Genomic DNA, 17,940 nt, shown 5'->3' with positions numbered 1-17,940 from the left:
ATTTATAAAGCAAAATCGTCTTATATTGACATCTTGAATGGTTTCAGCTTAACCAATAAAACATAAGATTTATCCGATTAAAATGGTGTTATTTACTTAGTTAATTCGTAAAGCGAATATTTAAGAAAGACTTACAGACAGCCACTCAAAGGAGAGAAAAGAATACAATCAGTCGAGATTGACCAAAGAATAGGATGGGGAAAAAGAAGAAATTGAAAGGAGAGCGTCGTGTTTAGTAAAACTAACAATAACCTTATGGTGGGCATAAAAAAGGCGTGGACTAAGCCACGCCAATTGAGGTGAATCTGGGGACTAGATTAGTTAGTCACCTTAGCAGCCCAAGTATCACGCAGACCTACAGTGCGGTTAAACACCAAGGCTTCTGGCCGTGAATAACGGCTATCCGCACAGAAATAGCCTTCTCTTTCAAACTGATAGGTTCTTTCTGGCGTCGCATCAGCCAAGCTTGGTTCAACAAAGCCCTGACGGATAATCAAAGACTCAGGGTTGATGGTGGACAAGAAATCTTCCGCCGCCGCTGGGTTTGGCACACTAAACAAACGGTCATATAAACGGATTTCCGCTGGCAATGCATGCTTGACTGAAACCCAATGAATAACACCTTTCACTTTACGACCATCAGCAGGGTCTTTGTTTAAAGTCTCTGCGTCATAGCTGCAATAAAGTGTCGTGACATTGCCTTCTGCGTCTTTTTCAACACGCTCAGCTTTGAGCACATAAGCATTACGCAGGCGCACTTCTTTACCCAGAACCAAGCGCTTGTATTGCTTATTAGCTTCTTCACGGAAATCAGCGCGATCAATATAAATCTCACTGTCGAAAGGTACCTGGCGGGTGCCCATATCCGGGTTATTCGGGTGATTTGGCATGGTCAGCCACTCTTCCCCTAGCGCACGGTTCTCGATAACCACCTTGATGGGGTCAAGAACGGCCATAGCCCGTGGCGCATTTTCGTTCAGATCATCACGGATACAGGATTCCAGCGCCATCATCTCAACGTTGTTATCCTGCTTGGTGACACCAATACGGCGGCAGAATTCACGGATTGATGCTGCGGTGTAGCCACGACGACGTAAGCCAGAGATGGTCGGCATACGGGGGTCATCCCAACCCTCTACCACTTTCTCGGTCACCAATTGGTTCAGCTTACGCTTCGACATAATGGAGTATTCGAGATTCAGGCGAGAAAACTCATACTGACGCGGATGACATTCAATGGAGATATTATCCAGCACCCAATCATACAAGCGACGGTTATCCTGGAACTCTAAAGTACAGAGTGAATGGGTAATTCCTTCGATCGCATCAGAAATACAATGGGTAAAGTCATACATCGGGTAGATGCACCACTTGTTACCTGACTGGTGATGCTCAGCAAACTTAATGCGATACAACACCGGATCACGCATGACCATAAAGGGTGAGGCCATGTCGATTTTAGCGCGCAAGCAAGCGGTGCCTTCAGCAAAACCACCGGCACGCATCTTCTCAAACAGTGCCAGGTTTTCTTCCACACTGCGATCGCGATAAGGGCTATTTTTACCCGGTGCGGTCAGCGTGCCGCGATATTCGCGCATCTGCTCGGCAGTCAGTTCATCCACATACGCCAAGCCCTTGTTAATCAGCTCTACAGCGTACTGGAACAATTGATCAAAATAGTCTGAGGAGTAACGGACATCACCGCTCCAGGTGAAGCCTAGCCACTCGACATCGCGTTTAATCGACTCGACGAACTCGACATCTTCTTTCACCGGGTTGGTGTCATCAAAACGCAGGTTGCATTGGCCCTGATAGTCTTGTGCAATACCAAAATTCAGGCAAATAGACTTCGCATGACCAATATGCAAGTAGCCGTTTGGCTCAGGCGGAAAGCGGGTATGAACCGACGTGTGTTTGCCGCTGGCTAAATCTTCGTCAATGATCTGACGGATAAAATTACTCGGGCGGGCTTCTGCCTCACTCATTGTTCTATTCCTCAATGCAAACGCAACAAATATAACCGCATATTTACCTAATAGATTTCAAGCATGCAGGAAGGCGGCAAACGAGAGAGTCCCGATGAGCTTACACAAGTAAGTGATTCGGGTGAATGAGAGCAGCCAACACACCTGCAACTTGAAAGATGACAGGTATAATCCAACAAGCCCGACTTGGAAACAACCGTTTGTTACAGGAAATAAAACAAAAAAACGGGAAGAGATCGCTCTCTTCCCGCTGCTTTGATTAAAACTCAGGCCAGTGACTCAGTACATCAGCACTTTTTCACTGCGAATCTTAAACTCATTATTTACCTTGGATCTCAAGTTATTTGCCTTGGATCTCAAACAACTGGCTTTGGCCGGCAACCACAGAACCCCCTGCCAATACCGAGATACCGGCATAATCATCAATATTACTGACGACAACTGGGCTAATCATTGAGCGCGCATTAGCATTCAGATAAGCCAAGTCCAGCTCCAATACCGGTTGCCCAGCAACCACAGTGGCACCTTCTTCAACCAGACGTGCAAAGCCCTGGCCGTTCAGTTTCACCGTATCAATCCCGATATGAACCACAATTTCAGCGCCGGTTTCAGTTTCCAGGCAGAAGGCATGGTTAGTATTGAAGATTTTTACGATGGTGCCGTTCGCCGGAGAAACCACTATTTTATCCGTCGGACGAATAGCAATACCCTCACCTACCGCTTTGCTGGCAAAGGCTTCGTCAGGAACTTCTTCCAAAGCAACAACATCACCAGTAATTGGAGAAACCAATATCAGGGAAGCTGTTTTCGTGGTGTTAATGACCGCCTGAGGCTTGGCCGCAGCAGGAGCAGCGGAGCTACTTGCCGCAGGAACCGGGCCACCAGCCAATACCGTACGCATTGCCGAAGCAATCAGTTCCGCACGGGTCCCCACAATCACTTGCACACTTTGTTTGTTCAGACGAATAACACCTGAAGCGCCTAAACGCTTGGCGACACTGTCATTGACCAATGCAGAATCTTTCACGTTCAAACGCAGACGGGTGATGCAAGCATCAATACCTGTCAGGTTATCTGAACCGCCAATGGCACTAATGTAACGACGCGCTAAGCCATTAATTTCGCTTTCGTTAACTTCAGGTGTCTTATCAACATTGACGTCATAACCATCTTCTTCACTGCCTTCAACAGCCAGTTCACGGCCTGGAGTCAGCAAGTTGAATTTCTTGATGGTGAAACGGAATACCACGTAGTAAATAGCGAAGAACACCAGACCTTGCGGGATCAACATGTACCAATGTGTCGCCAGCGGGTTACGCGAAGACAACACCATATCCACCAGACCGGCGCTGAAACCAAAACCTGCAATCCAGTGCATACTGGCTGCAATGAACACAGAAATACCGGTCAGCACGGCGTGGATGAAGTACAACACTGGAGCCACGAACATGAAGGAGAATTCAAGCGGCTCAGTGATACCGGTGAAGAAGGCAGCAAATGCCCCCGCCAACATGATACCCGCCACTTTCGCTCTGTTTTCCGGACGGGCACAGTGATAAATCGCCAGCGCAGCACCCGGTAAACCAAACATCATGATTGGGAAGAAACCAGCCTGATAACGACCAGTGATACCGACAACAGCTTTACCACTATCGATGGACTGTTGGCCACCCAGGAAGTTAGGAATATCGTTAATACCAGCAACGTCAAACCAGAACACAGAGTTCAGGGCATGATGCAGACCGACAGGGATAAGCAAGCGGTTGAAGAAAGCATAGATACCCGCGCCCACAGAACCCATATCTTTGATGTATTCGCCGAAAGTCACCAATGCGTTATAAATCAGTGGCCAAACGTACATCAGAATGAAGGCAACCACGATCATCAGGAAAGACGTCAGAATCGGAACCAGACGGCGACCGCTGAAGAAAGAGAGTGCTTTTGGCAATTCAACGCTGCTGAAGCGGTTGTACAACTCAGCTGAGATGATACCCACCAGGATACCCACGAACTGGTTGTTGATTTTGCCGAAAGCAGCAGGAACCTGATCAACCGGAATCTTTTGAATCATCGAAACCGCGGCTGGCGAACACAGAGTCGTCAATACCAGGAAGCCTACAAAGCCGGTCAGTGCAGCAGCACCGTCTTTATCTTTTGACATACCATAAGCCACACCAATGGCAAACAGCACGGACATATTATCGATGATGGCGGCACCGGACTTGATAAACAATGCCGCTAGCGCATTATCACCACCCCAGCTGACCGGGTCTATCCAGTAGCCCACACCCATCAGTATCGCGGCTGCAGGCAGTGTGGCCACTGGGACCATCAGAGCCCGACCCACTTTTTGCAAGTAACTAAGAATATTCACCTTTCCCCCTATTCGTCCGATATCGGACCCTTTAAGTAGTTTATTTATTTGACTCACTACCTTTTAGAAAAACGCATGGCACACTTTCTATTTATTCACGGCACGTATTACTCATTGCGGAGTGTAAAAAATTTATTTCGTAACGCAAATTAAAACCCCCTATTTTGTGATAAATGTCACCAAAAACCAGTCAAAAAGCACCAATGCACTAGCCATGACACAAAACTTATTTTATCATTCGAAAAATGAACGAAGCATTGTACCAGCGCATGAGTCAAAATCTGAGTTACGCTTATCTGAATGATTCAATCCGCGTAGAGTATAGCCACTATTAGTAATCAAAGAGGTGCAAGATGAGACTTATCCCACTGAAAAACACCACAGAAGTTGGTAAATGGGCCGCACGTTATATCGTTAACCGCATCAATGCATTTAAACCAACCGCCGAGCGTCCATTTGTACTGGGTCTGCCCACTGGCGGCACACCGATGGAAGCGTATAAGCACTTGGTTGCGCTGTATAAAGCAGGCGAAGTTAGCTTCAAGAATGTGGTCACTTTCAACATGGATGAATATGTTGGGTTGCCGCAAGCGCACCCAGAAAGCTACTACACCTTCATGCACACAAACTTCTTTGATCATGTCGATATCCCTGCTGAAAATATCAATCTGCTGAATGGTAACGCGCCTGATATCGATGAAGAATGTCGTCGTTACGAAGAAAAAATGAAGTCTTACGGCAAAATTAACCTGTTCATGGGTGGCGTGGGTGTTGATGGCCACATTGCCTTTAATGAACCGGCCTCTTCTTTAGCCTCTCGCACCCGCATCAAAACCCTGACCGAAGAAACTCGCATCGCGAACTCACGCTTCTTTGGTGGTGATGCAAACCTCGTGCCGAAATATGCACTTACCGTCGGTGTAGGCACATTGTTAGATGCTGAAGAAGTGATGATTCTGGTGACCGGTCGCGGTAAAGCGCAAGCCTTGCAAGCCGCAGTCGAAGGCAGCATCAACCACATGTGGACCATCAGTTGCCTGCAACTGCATGCTAAAGCCATCGTGGTGTGCGATGAACCATCGACGATGGAATTGAAGGTTAAAACTGTAAAATATTTCAGTGAGTTAGAAGCTGAAAACATCAAGAATCTGTAAAAATTATTAGGGGGCTAAGATGTACGCTTTAACTCACGGCCGTATTTATACCAGCCATGAAGTACTGGATAATCACGCTGTTGTCGTGGCTAACGGATTGATCGAACGTATCTGTCCTGCCGGTGAACTTCCGGCTGGCATTGAGGTACGCGACTTAGGTGGTGCCATTCTGGCCCCCGGTTTTATTGATGTTCAGCTTAATGGCTGTGGTGGTGTGCAATTCAATGATTCGCTTGAGGCCATCTCCGAAAAGACGCTGGAAATCATGCAGCGCGCGAATGAAAAGTCAGGATGCACCAGCTTCCTGCCAACACTGATTACTTGCAGTGATGAATATATGAAGCACGGCATTGATGTCATGCGTGCATATCTGCAAAAAAACCAGCATCAGGCTTTAGGCCTGCATCTGGAGGGGCCTTATATTAGCCCACAGAAAAAAGGCACTCATAACCCGGCGTTTATCCGTAAACCTAGCGCTGAAATGATTGATTATCTGTGTGCCAATGCTGATGTCATTACCAAAGTGACTTTGGCTCCAGAAATGGTTGACACCAAATATATTCGTCAGCTGACAGAAGCCGGTATTTTGGTTTCTGCCGGTCATTCAAATGCGACATATCCGCAAGCTCGTCAAGGTTTTGCCGCCGGTATCCGCTTTGCCACGCATCTTTATAATGCAATGCCTTACATCTCTGGGCGCGAACCGGGCCTTATTGGGGCAATTTTCGACACGCCAGAAGTGTACACTGGCGTCATTGCTGATGGGTTACATGTAGATTGGGCCAACATTCGTAATGCGAAGAAGCTGAAAGGCGAAAAGTTGGTGCTGGTCACTGATGCAACTGCTCCGGCTGGCGCGGGTGCTGAAATTGATCAATTTATTTTTGCTGGTAAAACAATATACTATCGCAATGGTTTATGTGTGGATGAGAATGGCACACTAAGCGGTTCAGCACTGACCATGATAGAAGCGGTACAAAATAGTGTTGAGCATGTTGGCATTGCACTGGACGAAGCATTGCGCATGGCGACACTTTATGCGGCCCGCGCGATTGGCGTGGATAAGCAGTTAGGGAGTATTGAAGCTGGCAAAGTGGCCAACCTGACTGCCTTTACCCGCGATTATAAAATCACTAAAACCATCGTTAACGGCAACGAGGTTTTAAAATAAGCGAGTAATTTTATTGATGAGCACCGGCGTACAGTCACAAATTGGTAATGTGGATCTTGTGAAACAACTCAATGGCGCCGTTGTTTATCGGCTTATTGATCAGCAAGGCCCGATTTCGCGCATTCAAATTGCCGATCTCAGCCAGCTAGCTCCCGCCAGTGTCACCAAAATTACTCGTCAACTGTTGGAGCGCGGGCTGATCAAAGAAGTCGATCAGCAAGCCTCCACCGGTGGTCGCCGGGCGATTTCTATCGTGACCGAAAATCGCCAATTCCATACCATCGCTGTCCGTTTGGGCCGCCATGATGCCACTATCACACTGTTTGATATGAGCGGTAAGTCGCTGGGTGAAGAGCACTATCCCCTACCTGAGCGCACACAAGAAACTCTCGAACACGCATTATTTAATATAATCAGTCAGTTTATTGAAGCTTATCAGCGCAAATTACGTGAACTGATCGCCATCGCCGTCATTCTCCCCGGATTAGTTGAGCCGAGCAAAGGTATCGTGCGCTATATGCCACATATCAATATTAGCAACTGGCCGTTAGTCGAAAATCTGCAAAATCGGTTTAATGTCGCCAGCTTCGTCGGCCACGATATTCGTAGTTTGGCACTGGCTGAGCACTATTTTGGTGCAACCCGTGACTGCGAAGACTCCATTTTGGTTCGTCTGCACCGCGGTACTGGCGCCGGTATCATTGTTAACAGCCAAATATTTTTAGGCAGCAATGGCAACGTAGGTGAGATAGGCCATATTCAAATTGATCCCCTTGGCGAGCGCTGCTATTGCGGTAATTTTGGTTGCCTGGAAACCGTGGCATCTAATGCGGCTATTGAAAACCGCGTACGCCACTTGCTCACGCAGGGCTATCCGAGCAAGTTAACCTTGGATGATTGCCATATTAGTGCCATCTGCAAGGCCGCGAACAAAGGCGATTTGCTGGCAAGTGAGGTGATTGAACACGTCGGCCGCTACTTGGGGAAAGCCATCTCCATTGCGATCAACTTGTTTAACCCGCAAAAAGTCGTGATTGCCGGGGAAATTATTGAAGCCCATAAAATCCTGCTCCCCGCCATTCAAGGTTGCATAAATACACAAGTGCTGAAAAACTTCCGCCAAAATCTCCCCGTGGTCACTTCTCAGCTTGACCATCAATCAGCCATTGGGGCTTTTGCCTTGGCCAAGCGCGCCATGTTGAACGGCGTATTACTGCAACGCTTGTTAGAAAATTAATCCCTTATAGATAAGACTTTGGCAGGGTCAACTTCACCATCGGCCATGTTATAGTGGCTCATTGCTGCGGCTAAAAGAGTAATTTAAACAATGACAATTAAAAGCGTTATTTGCGATATCGATGGTGTGTTGTTGCATGATAATCACCCAGTACCCGGTGCTGATGTATTTCTGGCCCGAATTCAAGAAGCCGGAATGCCGCTGGTTATTTTGACCAACTATCCCTCACAAACGGCTCAGGATCTGGCTAACCGTTTTCATTCTGCGGGGCTGGAAGTGCCGGAAAGTGCTTTTTATACCTCAGCAATGGCAACGGCCGATTTTCTGCGCCGTCAAGATGGTAAAAAAGCCTATGTGGTGGGTGAAGGCGCATTAGTTCACGAATTGTATAAAGCAGGTTTTACCATTACTGATATCAATCCTGATTTTGTGATTGTGGGTGAAACCCGCTCATACAACTGGGATATGATGCATAAAGCGGCCTATTTCGTCGCCAATGGGGCGCGTTTTATTGCCACCAACCCCGATAGCCATGGTCACGGTTTTTCACCGGCCTGTGGCGCATTGTGTGCACCTATCGAGAAAATTTCTGGCCGTAAGCCATTTTATGTCGGCAAACCTAGCCCATGGATTATCCGTGCTGCACTGAATAAAATGCAGGCGCATTCAGAAAGCACCGTCATTGTGGGGGATAACCTGCGTACTGATATTTTGGCGGGCTTCCAGGCGGGTCTTGAGACTATTTTGGTGCTATCCGGTGTCTCGACATTAACGGATATTGAAGCGATGCCATTCCGCCCAAGCTATGTTTACCCCTCCGTTGCAGAAATTGACATCATCTAATTTCAGTTGGCGGTCATGGCCGCCATACTCCCCTTTTCGCCGCTATCCTTTTCCAAGTTGCGCCCTTTTTTAGTGCAACGCACCAAAGTTTCTTGCCATTACGCCCTCTTTTGGCGCATTTTCTTTTTATACCCTTAGTCCTTAAAGCTGCAGGGTTGTTAGCTGCGCGCACTTCCCCGCAGCATCATAAATTGGCGTATTTTTTGCATGTTTTCTACAAACTAATCGGATGAATGCATCGTCATTGGGCATAGCTTGCATCAATCACAGGCAAGTATGAGAAAACAGTTCCAGCGATGACTGACTAAAATTCAACATCCTCACCGCCAAAGCAGAAAAGTTAGGGAGATTATTATGTGTTCTATTTTCGGGGTCCTCGACCTTAAAACCGACCCCATTGAATTACGCAAAAAAGCGCTGGAAATGTCACGTTTAATGCGCCACCGCGGCCCAGACTGGTCTGGTGTGTGGGCAAATGATAAAGCCATACTCGCCCATGAACGCTTATCTATTGTTGACGTCAATACAGGTGCTCAGCCGCTGTATAATGCTGCTCACACGCACATTCTGGCAGTCAATGGTGAAATCTATAATCATCAAGCATTGCGCCAGCAATACGCTGACTGCTATGAATTCCAAACCGGGTCTGACTGCGAAGTTATTCTGGCACTGTACCAGGAGAAAGGGCCTGAATTCCTTGATGATTTGCAAGGCATGTTCGCTTTCGTTTTATACGATACAGAAAAAGATGCCTATCTGATTGGCCGTGATCATTTGGGTATTATCCCGCTGTATATGGGCCATGATGAACACGGTAATATGTTCGTTGCTTCCGAAATGAAAGCCTTGGTGCCGATTTGCCGCACCATCAAAGAATTCCCTGCTGGGAGCTATCTGTGGAGCCAGGATGGCGAAATTCGCGAATATTATCATCGTGACTGGTTTGATTTCGATAATGTCAAAAACAACGTAACTGACAAAGTTGAACTGGCGAACGCATTAGAAGACGCGGTAAAAAGTCATTTGATGTCTGACGTACCTTACGGCGTGCTGCTGTCCGGTGGGCTGGATTCCTCTGTGATTTCTGCCATCACCAAAAAGTTTGCCGCTCGCCGTGTCGAAGACGATGAGCGCAGTGAAGCTTGGTGGCCACAACTGCACTCCTTTGCTGTTGGCCTGATTGGCTCGCCCGATTTGCGTGCGGCAAAAGAAGTTGCCAACCATTTAGGGACTGTGCACCATGAAATTCATTTCACCGTGCAGGAAGGTCTGGATGCCATCCGTGATGTGATTTATCACATTGAAACCTATGATGTCACCACCATCCGCGCCTCAACACCAATGTACTTGATGTCACGTAAAATCAAGGCGATGGGTATCAAAATGGTGCTGTCGGGTGAAGGCTCTGATGAAGTCTTTGGCGGTTATCTCTATTTCCACAAAGCACCTAACGCCAAAGAATTGCATGAAGAAACTGTGCGCAAACTATTAGCCTTGCATATGTATGACTGTGCCCGTGCCAACAAAGCCATGTCTGCCTGGGGTGTTGAAGCCCGAGTACCTTTCCTGGATAAAAACTTCCTTGATGTCGCAATGCGGATTAACCCGCAGGATAAAATGTGCGGCAATGGGAAAATGGAAAAACATGTCCTGCGTGAATGTTTTGAATCCTATCTGCCACATAGCGTCGCCTGGCGTCAGAAAGAACAATTCTCCGATGGTGTGGGTTACAGTTGGATTGACACATTAAAAGAGAAAGCAGCCGAGCAAGTCACTGATCAACAGATGGAAACTGCTCATTTCCGTTTCCCATACAATACGCCGTCTTCAAAAGAGGGTTATTTGTATCGCGAAATTTTTGAAGAGTTATTCCCACTACCAAGCGCCGCTGAGTGCGTACCTGGCGGCCCGTCAGTCGCATGTTCATCAGCTAAAGCTATTGAGTGGGATGAATCATTCAAAAGCATGGATGACCCATCAGGGCGCGCTGTAGGTGTGCATCAGGATGCCTATAAATAATTGAACCCAATGGCGGGGTGTGACTCTGCTTGTTCGACTATGTTGCTTTCAAGGCCGCCCACGGGTGGCCTTGTCTTTTGTTGGCAAATTCAACAATTAATCACTATAAGTGCTGCTTTAATCACCAGACTGTTCACAAGCCAAACAAACAAACCCCTTCAGCGCTTTTTTGGGAAAAAATTAGTTGACGCAATTCGGCCATATACGCATAATGCGCCCCGCAACGCCGATGAAGGTTGTGCAGAAAAAAGATGGCTACGTAGCTCAGCTGGTTAGAGCACAGCACTCATAATGCTGGGGTCACAGGTTCGATTCCCGTCGTAGCCACCATCTTTTTTTATGTATGCGGGAGTGGCGAAATTGGTAGACGCACTAGATTTAGGTTCTAGCGCCGCAAGGTGTGCGAGTTCAAGTCTCGCCTCCCGCACCATTTTCATCGGTTGTCACAGTAGATGGGATATCGCCAAGCGGTAAGGCACCAGGTTTTGATCCTGGCATTCCCAGGTTCGAATCCTGGTATCCCAGCCATTTCTCTGAAATGGTTTGTCGTTAAACACAAACACTGTTAGACGCGAGTTGTACTAAGTCAGTAAAAGAATTGTATTTCAGTTGGGATATCGCCAAGCGGTAAGGCACCAGGTTTTGATCCTGGCATTCCCAGGTTCGAATCCTGGTATCCCAGCCATACAATTTCTCAAGGTTAAAGATTTTAAGATGGCTACGTAGCTCAGCTGGTTAGAGCACAGCACTCATAATGCTGGGGTCACAGGTTCGATTCCCGTCGTAGCCACCATCTTTTGGGGTATCGCCAAGCGGTAAGGCACTGGATTCTGATTCCAGCATTCCGAGGTTCGAATCCTCGTACCCCAGCCAAATTTAGAAAAGCTCGCTTCGGCGCTGAGGGATCCCCACTAATTCAGCGCTAATAAACCAACACCATACTTCGGTAGGTTTTGGCGAGGTGATTAAGAACTGCATCCAGTGCTGTTCGCGTTAAAATTAGCGGAGAGTGTCGCAAGATATTCTCCGCTAATGTCAGATAAGATATAACCCGTCGTGACTTAAGGCTGTTAGCCTGATACCTCAGATGTAACCCTTTATTTTCAGCATGATAGCCAAGTAACCATAATACTGCCGTGCTTAACGTTGCCAGAAGACTTAACACCAGTATACGCCCCGCTGTGCGGCTGTGACTGGCGCGAAGCCCAAAGCCAAAACGTTCACTTTTCTCATCGCGAAAATTCTGCTCTATCTGCATCCTGCGACTGTATAACTTCATGACTTCACGTGGTTTAAACTCCTCTGTACTGCTAAAAATAAGCCACGGTTCTTTTGCTGCGGCGCGTCCGTCCCGCTCCTGCGAATAGCGAGATATCCGGCAACGGGCACGTTTATTCTGCCGCCCTTTGGGTTCCTTTTTATGCAGGTAAAAGTGACCATCACAGCGGGCATATTCTGCACGTGCGAGTGTCCCCGGCCCCAGATATTCAGGTTGGCCACTGGCCGATAATTCCTGCCGCCTGAACCAGTGCTCACCTTTTTTATCCAGCCGGAGCTGGATATTGCCTCTGACTCGCCCGATAAAATCCCAACCCAATGATTTAATATGGTGAAACCAGGCATTTTGAAAACCGGCGTCAGTGACGATGAGTACCTTTTTATCAGGCGCAATAGCGGTGGCGATAGAATTCAGGAACTCTTTTTGTATCAATGCATTCTGTTGGTTATGCGAGGGAACAATTTGGCTCATTAACGGGATGGAACGACCATCACAAATCAGGCTGGCGCGTAAGACGTGGAATGCCTGTGAGGGATAACCACTCCAGTCAACAGCAATAACACACCAGGGAAGTCGGCGCGTAAGTAACGAAGTAATATTACGAAATATCAGAGGGATGTCATGGTGAAGAGCCGTATTACCTAACAGCCGGTCAACCCGTTTTATCTTGTGTTTTACCTGAGCGGTTCCCGGCAGATGGCGTCCGATACTGGTCAGGGTCAGAGAAGCGCCACGCGTCAATGCAACGGTTGCATCAATCAGGGCATTTTGACGATATTGATGAAACGGGGCTAAAGCGCCCCGGAAAAAGTTCTGGCATACTTTACGGGCAGGCATAGAGTTGATCTCGCTGAATTGGTTGCACAATCAGTAGATCATATTTTCTCTATGCCTGTCCTTTTTTCTGGGGATTCACCAGCGCTTCGGCGGGCTTTTTGCTTTTCTGCATTTTGTTTTTTCACTGCGATAAAATTTGAGTTTTGCTTTTCAGCATTTGAGTTTTGTTTTTCAACAAAATGTTGAAAACTGCGCCCACAATCGCCAGGAAACAATTTTTCTGGCGACAATTCATTAAAATATCTACAACCCTAATGCATACTTCAACGCGTGCTCTTTAAGTTTGCCGGCGCGTTGAGCTGCCATCAGTGCCAAATTCCGCGCAAATTTCACGGCGGGTAAATCATTACTAAATGCAGTGTAAAACACATCCATCCCACTTTGCATAATCAGATTATCGGTACGGCGACGGCGCTGATAACGTAATAACACCGGCTCACTGTGCCAAGATTCAGCCTGTTCGCGGGCCTGATTCAATACCTCCAGCAAAGCATCCACATCCCGATATCCCAAATTAACCCCCTGCCCGGCCAACGGATTAATGGTATGAGCTGCATCGCCCAATAATACTAACCCCGGCTGCACATATTGCTGCGCATGGCGGCGAACCAAGGGGAAAGAACCTGCAGCAATGGCCTTAACGGCCCCCAGACGGGACGGAAAAGCTGCGGTAATTTCTTGATTCAATTGTGCCATCGGCATCATTTGAAGCTGCCGAATGCGCTGCGGGCTGTCGTACCAAACCAATGATGCCCAGTTATCAAACAAAGGTAGGAATGCTCTTGGGCCAGAAGGGAAAAACTGCTGCCAGGTAGTGTCTTGCTGGGCAGTATCGGTCTCGACGGTAATTAACATACAAGACTGCCGATATTGCCAACCACTGGTGCCAATTCCAGCTAAACGGCGTACCAAAGAATTGGCTCCATCCGCGCCTATCACTAAATGGCTCTGTATCTCTTGCTGCGCATCTAAGGTGATTTTCCAGTAGTCTTCTACTCTGACCATCGTTTGCAGCCGTGATGGGCACAGTAACGTCAAATTGGGGCATTCTGTCATCTGTTGCCACAGCGCTAACTGTAAAACCCGGTTCTCGACCATAAAACCTAATTCAGGTAAAGACAGCGAGGCCGCATCAAAGACGACTTGAGAACCCGGCTGTTCCCATGTCTCCAGCCGGCGATAAGGCGCATAGCGCATCTGCTGCACCGGTGACCAGGCCCCAAGCTGTTTAAGCAAAGACACCGACGTGCATCCAATCGCAGAAACTCGCAAATCCGGAGCACTTTCAGCTTCAAATGGCAGCGGAGCCTCATGCTCCAGTAACGCCACTGACCAGCCAGTTTGTGCTAACCCAAGTGCGGCGGCAGCCCCAACCATACCGCCACCCACGACCACAACATCATAATTTGGTTGCGATTTATCCATTTTGGCTATTCTTCAAAGTTAAAATAATACCTGCATTTTGTCTGCATGCAGTGTACCGGATTTTTCATCACTCCACAGAATAAGTAAGCCGTTATGCGGTGGTCATCGCAACTGCAAATGACTACAATAGCCCCATAATCATGGAGCCTTTGTGCTACCCACTATTCTATGACGGCACACAACCCAGAGCACTGCGCCGAACGCGATGTGACTTTTAAGATGAATTCTTGGCGGTAGATAGACAATGACAAAAAAACTACACATCAAAACTTGGGGCTGCCAGATGAACGAATATGATTCATCTAAAATGGCTGATTTACTGGCCAGTACCCATGGTTACCAGTTGACAGATATCCCGGAAGAAGCGGATTTATTGCTGCTCAACACTTGCTCCATTCGCGAAAAAGCCCAAGAAAAAGTGTTTAGCTTGCTAGGCCACTGGAAACTGCTAAAAGAAAAAAATCCGGAACTCATTATCGGTGTGGGCGGTTGTGTCGCATCACAAGAAGGTGAGCATCTGCGCCAGCGCGCCCCTTGTGTTGATGTGATTTTTGGGCCACAAACTCTGCACCGCTTGCCGGAAATGATTAACCACGTAAAAGGTACTCATAGCCCAGTGGTGGATATCAGTTTTCCAGAAATTGAAAAATTTGACCGTTTGCCGGAGCCGCGCGCTGATGGCCCTACGGCCTTTGTCTCCATCATGGAAGGTTGCAATAAATACTGCACATTCTGTGTTGTACCATACACCCGAGGTGAAGAAGTCAGCCGACCAAGTGACGATATCTTGTTTGAAATCGCACAGTTAGCAGCTCAAGGCGTGCGGGAAGTGAATTTACTCGGGCAGAATGTAAATGCTTATCGTGGTGCCACTTATGACGGCGATATCTGTAGTTTTGCCGAGCTATTGCGGCTAGTTGCCGCTATTGATGGTATTGATAGAGTGCGTTTCACCACCAGCCATCCGATTGAATTTACTGATGATATCATTGATGTTTATCGAGATACGCCCGAGCTGGTGAGTTTCCTACATCTGCCAGTACAAAGTGGCTCTGACCGCATTTTGACCATGATGAAACGGGCGCATACCGCGCTGGAATACAAAGCGATTATCCGCAAATTGCGTCAGGCGCGTCCTGATATCCAGATTAGCTCTGATTTTATCATTGGTTTCCCCGGTGAAACTCAGCAAGATTTTGAGCAAACCATGAAGCTGGTCGCGGATATTCGTTTTGACACCAGTTACAGCTTTATTTACTCCTCACGCCCCGGCACACCTGCGGCAGAACTCCCGGATGATGTTTCTGACGAGGAGAAAAAACAGCGATTACACATCCTACAAGAGCGCATTATTCAGCAAGCAATGGAAATTAGCCGCGAGATGGTGGGCACTGTGCAGCGCATTTTGGTGGAAGGCACATCCCGTAAAAACCTCATGGAATTGGCAGGCCGCACCGAAAATAACCGGGTGGTCAACTTTGAAGGCACTCCTGAGATGATCGGCAAATTCGTTGATGTTGAAATTGTTGATGTTTATGCCAGTTCACTCCGCGGCATGTTGGTGCGTACTGAGGACCAAATGGATCTGCGGACTCATGAGTCACCGCAATCAGTCATTGCCCGAACCCGCAAAGAAAATGAGATAGGTGTCGGCCTTTATCAGCCCTGATTTCGATTTTTCGAGCCAGCACGCACCAGCAGGCACTGCATTGTCAGTGCCTATTTTATTTTAGCGGCGCGCTGCGCAGATTCGGATTTTTTAAGTTGCGCCATTCATGAGCCGCTATTTCAATAGGGGTCGAAGGCACGGATTCATAAGTAAACTTGCGTCAGTACCGTGCACCATGAATAATTCACAAATGACATGTATGATTGACGTATAGCCGTGATATCACACAACCAATTTTTGTGAATGATATCCCCCAGCAATGGGAGTTACAGCCAAGTTTCAAATAAACCGGCCCTAAGTGACCCAGAGGAACGCAGTGACTCAGAGAAACAGTTTGCACGTAGTGACACAAGAAATCTTGCTGGAACCCGCCGATAATCAGCGCCTGCTGAGTTTGTGCGGCCCTTTTGATGACAATATCAAGCAGTTGGAACGCCGGTTAGGTATTGAAATTAATCGTCGTGATAACCGTTTCAAATTAGTCGGTAAGAATATCTGCGTTGTTGCAGCGGCAGATATCCTGCGCCATCTGTATGTCGATACCGCTCCGATTCGTGGTGTTATCCCAGATATCACACCAGAAGATATTCACCTCGCGGTGAAGGAAAGCCGGGTATTAGAGCAAACCGCTGAGAGTGTGCCGGATTACGGGAAAGCCGTGACCATCCGCACCAAACGCGGGATGGTTAAGCCTCGCACACCAAATCAGGCACAATACATCGCCAATATTCTCGACCATGATATTACTTTCGGGATTGGCCCTGCCGGTACCGGTAAAACCTACCTGGCTGTTGCTGCAGCTGTCGATGCTTTGGAGCGCCAAAATGTACGGCGTATTTTGCTGACCCGCCCAGCGGTTGAAGCCGGTGAAAAGCTGGGTTTTTTACCCGGTGATCTCAGCCAAAAAGTCGACCCTTATCTACGCCCGCTCTATGATGCTCTGTTTGAAATGCTGGGCTTTGAGCGCGTTGAAAAACTGATTGAGCGCAATGTAATTGAAGTGGCTCCGCTGGCGTATATGCGCGGCCGCACACTGAATGACGCGTTTATCATTCTGGATGAAAGCCAAAACACGACAGTTGAACAGATGAAAATGTTCCTGACCCGCATGGGCTTCAACTCCAAAGCGGTGATTACCGGTGATGTTACGCAAACTGATTTGCCACGCCACCAGAAATCCGGCTTAAGCCATGCCATTGAAGTGTTATCAGAGGTAGAGGAGTTGAGCTTTAATTTCTTCCATAGCGAAGATGTGGTGCGCCACCCAGTTGTCGCTCGCGTCGTCATTGCCTATGAAGCTTGGGAAGCCGCAGAACAAAAACGTAAAGATGCGATTGCCGAACAACGTAAGCGGGAAACCCATACCCCGTCTGAGCAGGAGGCTCCGTGAGCCAAGTTATTCTCGATTTACAAATTGCCAGTGCCGATAGCCAGGGTTTACCGACCGAAGCCGATTTTCAACATTGGTTGGAAGCTGTATTGCCGCAATTTCAGGAAGTCTCCGAAGTCACTATCCGTGTGGTTGATGAAGCAGAAAGCCATGAGCTGAATCTGACCTATCGCGGTAAAGATAAATCGACCAATGTCTTGTCTTTTCCCTTTGAGGCCCCACCTGAGATTGAACTGCCATTACTCGGTGATTTAATCATTTGCCGTCAGGTAGTTGAACAAGAAGCAGTTGAGCAAGAGAAAGCACTACTGGCTCATTGGGCGCATATGGTTGTTCACGGCAGTCTCCATCTGCTAGGGTATGACCACATCGTTGACGATGAAGCAGAAGAAATGGAGTCGATTGAGACTGAAATAATGCAAAGTTTGGGCTACCCAGACCCGTATATTTCAGAGAAAGACCCCGAGTAAATTCACCCTATCAGGTGTAAATTATCTGATAAGTATGAATTATCTGGTAAGTATGAACAAAAGCTGTCGGCGGTGTGAATTTACCGC

The 17,940-nt window shown here is 47.7% G+C and carries 13 protein-coding genes and 6 tRNA genes; 14 read left to right on the top strand and 5 right to left on the bottom strand.

From position 1 onward, the window contains the following. Nucleotides 1-317: 317 nt before the first annotated feature. Together glnS and nagE are read right to left on the bottom strand one after the other, a co-directional pair. Entirely contained in the window at nt 318-1,985 is a 1,668-nt protein-coding gene (gene glnS, locus DXZ79_RS06575) for a glutamine--tRNA ligase (RefSeq protein ID WP_050291446.1), read from the bottom strand. Nucleotides 1,986-2,325: 340 nt separating this feature from the next. Beyond that, complete coding sequence (gene nagE, locus DXZ79_RS06570) at nt 2,326-4,359, bottom strand: N-acetylglucosamine-specific PTS transporter subunit IIBC (RefSeq protein WP_038634738.1); 2,034 nt, start codon at nt 4,357-4,359, stop codon at nt 2,326-2,328. Nucleotides 4,360-4,712: 353 nt separating this feature from the next. Between nagE and nagB the strand changes: the two genes are divergently transcribed. The 11 genes from nagB (at nt 4,713) to DXZ79_RS06515 (ending at nt 11,656) form a co-directional block, all read left to right on the top strand. Next, the gene (nagB, locus tag DXZ79_RS06565; RefSeq protein WP_038634741.1) at nt 4,713-5,513 is read left to right on the top strand and encodes a glucosamine-6-phosphate deaminase; all 801 of its coding nucleotides are present in this window, start codon (nt 4,713-4,715) and stop codon (nt 5,511-5,513) included. 19 nt (nt 5,514-5,532) lie between these two features. Next, on the top strand, nt 5,533-6,684 hold the full coding sequence (gene nagA, locus DXZ79_RS06560; RefSeq protein WP_120011164.1) for an N-acetylglucosamine-6-phosphate deacetylase: 1,152 nt from the start codon (nt 5,533-5,535) through the stop codon (nt 6,682-6,684). Nucleotides 6,685-6,700: 16 nt separating this feature from the next. Next, nucleotides 6,701-7,921 carry a DNA-binding transcriptional regulator NagC gene (gene nagC, locus DXZ79_RS06555; RefSeq protein ID WP_038634747.1) on the top strand — a complete coding sequence of 407 codons (1,221 nt, stop codon included), beginning with the start codon at nt 6,701-6,703 and terminating at the stop codon, nt 7,919-7,921. 90 nt (nt 7,922-8,011) lie between these two features. Next, nucleotides 8,012-8,764: an HAD-IIA family hydrolase gene (locus DXZ79_RS06550; protein WP_038634749.1), complete on the top strand. Its 753-nt coding sequence runs from the start codon at nt 8,012-8,014 to the stop codon at nt 8,762-8,764. A gap of 354 nt (nt 8,765-9,118) precedes the next feature. Continuing rightward, nucleotides 9,119-10,783 (top strand): asparagine synthase B, encoded by a 1,665-nt coding sequence (gene asnB / locus DXZ79_RS06545; RefSeq protein WP_038634751.1) that lies wholly within the window; start codon nt 9,119-9,121, stop codon nt 10,781-10,783. Nucleotides 10,784-11,036: 253 nt separating this feature from the next. Continuing rightward, nucleotides 11,037-11,113, top strand: a tRNA-Met gene (locus DXZ79_RS06540). A gap of 15 nt (nt 11,114-11,128) precedes the next feature. Next, nucleotides 11,129-11,213: transfer RNA gene (locus DXZ79_RS06535), tRNA-Leu, on the top strand. A 23-nt stretch (nt 11,214-11,236) separates the two neighbouring features. Continuing rightward, nucleotides 11,237-11,311 (top strand) — tRNA-Gln (locus DXZ79_RS06530). Nucleotides 11,312-11,393: 82 nt separating this feature from the next. Continuing rightward, nucleotides 11,394-11,468, top strand: a tRNA-Gln gene (locus DXZ79_RS06525). 31 nt (nt 11,469-11,499) lie between these two features. Then, nucleotides 11,500-11,576: transfer RNA gene (locus tag DXZ79_RS06520), tRNA-Met, on the top strand. 5 nt (nt 11,577-11,581) lie between these two features. Beyond that, a tRNA-Gln gene (locus DXZ79_RS06515) sits at nt 11,582-11,656 on the top strand. A gap of 49 nt (nt 11,657-11,705) precedes the next feature. Here the strand turns inward: DXZ79_RS06515 and DXZ79_RS06510 are convergent. Genes DXZ79_RS06510 through ubiF form a run of 3 tightly spaced genes read right to left on the bottom strand, consistent with a single transcriptional unit; the run spans nt 11,706 to nt 14,324 of the window. Continuing rightward, nucleotides 11,706-12,899, bottom strand: a complete 1,194-nt coding sequence (locus tag DXZ79_RS06510) for an IS4 family transposase (protein ID WP_120011132.1) — start codon at nt 12,897-12,899, stop codon at nt 11,706-11,708. A 38-nt stretch (nt 12,900-12,937) separates the two neighbouring features. After that, nucleotides 12,938-13,129, bottom strand: coding sequence for a hypothetical protein (locus tag DXZ79_RS20650; protein WP_162928731.1), 192 nt, complete (start codon nt 13,127-13,129; stop codon nt 12,938-12,940). A 13-nt stretch (nt 13,130-13,142) separates the two neighbouring features. Next, nucleotides 13,143-14,324, bottom strand: coding sequence for a 3-demethoxyubiquinol 3-hydroxylase (ubiF, locus tag DXZ79_RS06505; protein WP_050291449.1), 1,182 nt, complete (start codon nt 14,322-14,324; stop codon nt 13,143-13,145). Nucleotides 14,325-14,568: 244 nt separating this feature from the next. On the opposite strand from ubiF, the gene miaB reads away from it, so the two are divergent. The 3 genes from miaB (at nt 14,569) to ybeY (ending at nt 17,853) form a co-directional block, all read left to right on the top strand. Beyond that, nucleotides 14,569-15,993 (top strand): tRNA (N6-isopentenyl adenosine(37)-C2)-methylthiotransferase MiaB, encoded by a 1,425-nt coding sequence (gene miaB, locus DXZ79_RS06500; protein ID WP_050291450.1) that lies wholly within the window; start codon nt 14,569-14,571, stop codon nt 15,991-15,993. Nucleotides 15,994-16,309: 316 nt separating this feature from the next. Next, complete coding sequence (locus DXZ79_RS06495; protein WP_172667604.1) at nt 16,310-17,383, top strand: PhoH family protein; 1,074 nt, start codon at nt 16,310-16,312, stop codon at nt 17,381-17,383. Next, nucleotides 17,380-17,853, top strand: a complete 474-nt coding sequence (gene ybeY / locus DXZ79_RS06490) for an rRNA maturation RNase YbeY (RefSeq protein WP_120011163.1) — start codon at nt 17,380-17,382, stop codon at nt 17,851-17,853. The genes DXZ79_RS06495 and ybeY overlap by 4 nt, the downstream gene beginning before the upstream one ends. The last annotated feature ends 87 nt before the right edge of the window (nt 17,854-17,940 follow it).

The organism is Yersinia rochesterensis, assembly GCF_003600645.1.
GTDB lineage: Bacteria > Pseudomonadota > Gammaproteobacteria > Enterobacterales > Enterobacteriaceae > Yersinia > Yersinia rochesterensis.
This window is presented reverse-complemented; position numbering and strand designations above follow the sequence as displayed.